The 3,800-nt window shown below is 32.7% G+C and carries 3 protein-coding genes; 1 reads left to right on the plus strand and 2 read right to left on the minus strand.

Translation table 11 applies throughout. The features are described from left to right. Positions 1 to 303: 303 nt before the first annotated feature. Both CN514_RS06875 and CN514_RS06880 read right to left on the minus strand, forming a co-directional pair. Positions 304 to 1,647 (minus strand): S1C family serine protease, encoded by a 1,344-nt coding sequence (locus CN514_RS06875; RefSeq protein ID WP_176525820.1) that lies wholly within the window; start codon positions 1,645 to 1,647, stop codon positions 304 to 306. 462 nt (positions 1,648 to 2,109) lie between these two features. Next, the gene (locus tag CN514_RS06880) at positions 2,110 to 2,586 is read right to left on the minus strand and encodes an Lrp/AsnC family transcriptional regulator (protein ID WP_098231960.1); all 477 of its coding nucleotides are present in this window, start codon (positions 2,584 to 2,586) and stop codon (positions 2,110 to 2,112) included. A 230-nt stretch (positions 2,587 to 2,816) separates the two neighbouring features. On the opposite strand from CN514_RS06880, the gene CN514_RS06885 reads away from it, so the two are divergent. Further along, on the plus strand, positions 2,817 to 3,740 hold the full coding sequence (locus tag CN514_RS06885; RefSeq protein ID WP_098231961.1) for a DMT family transporter: 924 nt from the start codon (positions 2,817 to 2,819) through the stop codon (positions 3,738 to 3,740). Positions 3,741 to 3,800 lie beyond the last annotated feature (60 nt).

Here is a 3,800-nt window from a genome sequence, read left to right on the forward strand (position 1 = left end):
TTATCCATATTCATATTTACTAGATTAATTGCTATTTTAATTTTAGATAAGATACATATTTTAAAAATGAAATTTTTTAAAACTACTATTTCTAGGTAAATCTAACAACAAAAAAACTTTTTAAATGTTTAAACTAATAAATTATTGACCATCCTTCAATTATACGGCTCCTTTTGTATGTAGCTCTACAATTGGCTTGGGTAGGATTTTTATCCCGCTTATTAGTTCCAATTGCAACCTACGATAAGCAAAATGGAGCCGTTTTTTGTTTACTTTGCTGGTTGAGGGCAGGATCATTAAAGTTTAATCGGATTCATTATCGGTTGATGGTGGATTCGTTGTGGTAATTGATTTTGAATTGCTGCTAAATGTGAAAGTGTAAAGAAGAAGAATGAGGATTAGTATACATGCTACAATATCTTGAATGAAAAAACTCGTTTTATGATTTGCCCAAAGTGTTTTGCTTGAGCTCATTTTTTGTTTCGATTCATGAATGTATCGTTTTACTTCTGGATGGTTCGGATAGATTTGTTGGACTGCTTCGAATTTTGAAAGTGCGTCTTTGTAATAGCCAGCCCAGTAGAAAGTTAACCCTTCTTTGAACAATTTATCTGTTTGGCTTTTTATGTCAAGTACGTCCGCTTTATTGACAACTTTTTTCAACGTGTTCACAGGTACCGCAAAATGAAATCCTTGCACTTCTTGATCATTTACCGTATCTCCACGGAAGGTGAGTAAGCCAATCAATTGTCCTTTGTTGTTGATAATGGGGCCCCCACTATTCCCATGGGTAGATGCTGCATTGATTTGAAGGATCGGGCTACCTGCTAATGTAGTTTTTGAGATCGCTGAGATTTGTCCTTTATTCATAGTGGGGATAACATAACTATGAATGGATAGTAATTCAGAATCTGCCGCAGCTGGGTAACCAATCACCCAAATATTGTCTTGATCTTGAATGGAGTCACTGTTTCCAAGTGGAATCGTAGGATAGTTTGAGCCATCAATTTTTAAAAGGGCCATATCTTTTCCATGATCGGTAGGTTGTTGATACCTTTTGACGACTGCGCTTATAGGATCATCTACAGTCGGTAAGTACACGTCGACGCCTTTTTGGAAGATTTCGTAACTAGTATACTGTTTCAAGTACGCATCTGTATATTTGTGCGTCCAATTATTTTCCGTTGCAACATCATCCACAAGAATTGAAAATGCCTCAGAAACAATATCATGATCGGACAATTGATGAGAATAAATGAGAACATGAGCGTTTGTTACAATATAGCCGTCCGAATTAATGATAGCGCCAGATCCAAAACTGTCCAGTTCAGTTTTATAATCCCATTTCTTCATCACACTCGTTACGCGTTTATCATCTAAAGTAATCGTCCACTTCACAATCACATAATCAACAATTCGAACTACCGCTGGCTTTGTCGTTTCAGCTAATTGCTGAGGTTTGAGTATGTAAGGGGCAGATGGTTTCGTTGAAGTGAGCACAAACGATGTAGCGATCAAAATCGCCAATACAATACAAAATGGAATGGTCACCAATGCCTTTTTTTTCATTCCAAACATCCTTTCATTTGTTTTGCTTACGAACATCTCCCAATAGGAAGTACATACACTAAAGCAAAAAAATGACATTACACCCTTACTCATCCTTGCACTATAAAATAAATCATTTTTTCCCATTGGGTTTATGACACAAATAAACTAAATTAGTTATTTTATTTTCCTTACTTTAATGCAAAATAAAAAGCCGCATTTATGCAGCTTATACTCTTCTACTATTGTATGGTAAATAATTTTAAAAAAGATTTAATTATTGAAAATTTATTCGCTGATCAATCATAACTTCTTCCTTTGTAAAAATACAGTAATTCAAATGTTATTTTTACAAAATAAAGGGATCGTTAATATATCTACATTTATTAACCATTTTTTCGATTGCTGATTTAGGATCGTAAAACTCAGATCCAATTTTTATATGAGGAAGTTCACTAGAATAACCACAGTCTCCATCATCTAACTCTGTTAGTTCAAAATAGGTACATATTAGCCTTTTTTAATAAACCAAAGGTCTAAGGTTTAAAAATATTATTCTTCCTATTCACATAACGGCAAAACAGTAGAATTTTTGATTTCTCTTAAAGCTAAGCTTGTTTGAATTCTTGTAATTCCGAGTTGATTTAACTTCCGAATAAAGTTCTCCAATTCCTTTCGTTCTCTGTTCGCAACTTTTAATAGATAGTCATACTCTCCTGTTAATAAGTGGCACTCTAAAACTTGAGGCATGGATTTTAATTGTTTCTCTAACACCTCTAATTTATCGGCTTGATGGATATTTGTATTGATAAAAATAAAACAAAGTAAGTCAAAACCTAGCTTTTCTTGATTTAAGATTGCAACTTGCCGATCGATGTATCCTTCATTTTCCAATCGTTTGACTCTCGCATGTGTAGCAGGTGGTGACAAATTCACATGTCGCGCTAGTTCCGTATTACTTATTTGGCTTTCCTTTTGTAGCTTATCTAAAATTTTAAGATCTACTTCATCTAACACTTTATTTCCTTGATATTCCACTATTATCTACTCCCTTTCAATTATTCGGAAAATGGTTTGGATTCAACATTTAAAGTGAATTATATTTTCCAAAATGATGTATTAACTTAAAATTATTTTGTATTTATACCATTATACAAAATAATCTACGGTAAAATAAACATTTATGTTAAACTATTTAAAAAATAGTAAGAAATCACTGTGTAAAGTCTTTTTTAAACCTTAAGAACAGTGAAATAGGGGGTTTAGATATGCCAATCTTATATATACTGTTGTTATTATTAACAAGTTTGTTATGGGGAGGAAATTTTGTCGTTGGAAAATCCCTTGTCGGTCATGCTTCGCCAATGACCTTAACGACTTTAAGATGGGGAATTGCTATTATCGTATTATTACCAATAGTATGGTGGAAAGAAAAAAAGATTTTACCTCCACGTAAAGCTATTCTTCCATTAATCATGATGGGAGTAACAGGTGTTGTTCTTTTTAATCTTTTTCAATTTATGGCATTAGAAAAGACATCTGCAACGAATGTTGGGTTAATTTCGACCTTAAATACAATTTCAATTGCTCTATTTTCTTCTTTATTTTTAAAAGAAAGACTGAACTTTTTACAACTATTTTCGATGATTATTTCGTTCTTTGGAGTTATTCTTGTGCTTTCAAAAGGAGATATGAATCTACTATTCTCAATGAAATTGAATTTAGGTGATTTATGGATGGTCATTGCCGTATGCATATGGGGAATCTATTCGGTTTGTAGTAGATGGGCAACAAGGCATATATCACCTATGATGTCTACACTATACTCAGGGATATTTGGACTCGTTGTAATCATCCCTTTTAATCTCACAGATTTTACGCTTGTAAAAATGAATGGATCATTTATTTTCTCAATTTTATATACTGGGATTATTTCAACTGTCTTATGTATGCTCTTTTGGAATATTGGTGTCCAAAAAATTGGAGCAACTTCAGCTGGTATTTTCCTAAACTTCAATCCAATTTTCACAGCCATTTTAGCGTTTTTCTTATTAAATGAAAAAATTTCATGGATTCAAGGACTTGGAAGCATAATCGTTATACTAGGTAGTTTCTTGTTTACTTACTTTAAAACAAATGAAATGTCTAAAGACAAACGTTTTGTAAAGAAAGCAATGAAATCTCCAGCATAAAATCTTATTAGCTGTAGGTTAGTTGAATTAACAACTATTAAAAAATCCTGTATCTAAGAT

This window comes from Bacillus sp. AFS001701, from assembly GCF_002559405.1.
Classification (GTDB): Bacteria; Bacillota; Bacilli; order Bacillales; family Bacillaceae_G; genus Gottfriedia.

Bases quoted from the DNA above. Each gene is read 5' to 3' on its own strand.
- CN514_RS06875 (WP_176525820.1), bottom strand. From the start codon at position 1,647: ATGTCATTTTTTTGCTTTAGTGTATGTACTTCCTATTGGGAGATGTTC.
- CN514_RS06885 (WP_098231961.1), top strand. From the start codon at position 2,817: ATGCCAATCTTATATATACTGTTGTTATTATTAACAAGTTTGTTATGG.